At 51.3% G+C, this 930-nt stretch carries 1 protein-coding gene and 1 pseudogene; both read left to right on the top strand.

The genetic code is table 11. From position 1 onward, the window contains the following. Positions 1 to 469: 469 nt before the first annotated feature. Positions 470 to 773: pseudogene (locus EL26_RS26360) on the top strand (group II intron reverse transcriptase/maturase); the annotation flags it as partial. A gap of 22 nt (positions 774 to 795) precedes the next feature. Further along, on the top strand, positions 796 to 930 hold a 135-nt coding region (locus EL26_RS26800; RefSeq protein ID WP_420802088.1), incomplete at its 3' end, for a group II intron maturase-specific domain-containing protein.

The raw sequence follows: 930 nt of genomic DNA, 5'->3' as shown, positions 1-930 counted from the left end.
GCGGAATCTGAAGGAAGTCGGCGGCAAACCTCCGGTCTGAGGAACACGAACCTCATATGAGGCTCGCGATAGTTGGGTGAGTCTGCTATGCAAGACGAAGCCCTTGTTGCCGAAGGCTATCGAGAGTAAATGAGGCAGATAGGTGGAGGGAAAGACAGCGTCCTTACCTGGGGAGATCTGCCAGATACGCCGATTGAATCGGTAACTTGCAATCGAAAGATGCAACTGAACTGGCAGGAGTCAGCAGAAGCCATAGTACCTGTGAGGAGACGTCTGAACAGGGAAGGGCTGAACATGAATGTGAGGGTTGATCATGGCAAGTTCGAGAGAAGAGCAAAGACAGCCGAATATCCCGTCAGGGAGCTATCTTCGAGAGGAAGCGGTGAATCCGTGGGCGATCGAAGAAGCGCCGAGTTCTTCTCCGGCACGACCCATTGAGCCGACCCGCGAAACGCGTTACGATCACCTGATGGAGCAGATTGTAGAAAGAAATAATCTTCTACAAGGCTCTACACCGCGTGGAGAGAAACAAAGGTGCGGCAGGAGTTGACGGGATGGCGGTAAAATCTCTCCGATCCTTCCTGCTCGATAACTGGTCGCACATTCGTGAAGAACTCCTTAACGGCACCTATCGACCACTTCCCGTACGTCGAGTCGAAATTCCGAAACCAGACGGTGGAATTCGGTTGTTAGGTATCCCGACGGTGCTTGATCGCCTCATCCAGCAGGCACTTCTCCAAGTTCTAACGCCTATCTTTGATCCCGCGTTCTCCCCGATGAAGGCGCATTCAACCTATGCAAGAACGAATTCAGAAACTCAATATGTATTTGAAAGGCTGGAGTGGATCTTCCGAATTGCGGAAACCGCCAACTCCATTCAAATCTCTTGACGAATGGATTCGAAGAAGGCTTCGAATGTGCTTGCTCAAA

It is taken from the genome of Tumebacillus flagellatus (assembly GCF_000714935.1).
Classification (GTDB): Bacteria; Bacillota; Bacilli; order Tumebacillales; family Tumebacillaceae; genus Tumebacillus; species Tumebacillus flagellatus.
The sequence above is the reverse complement of the archived record's forward strand: the minus strand, read 5'-3'. Positions and strand labels throughout refer to the sequence as shown.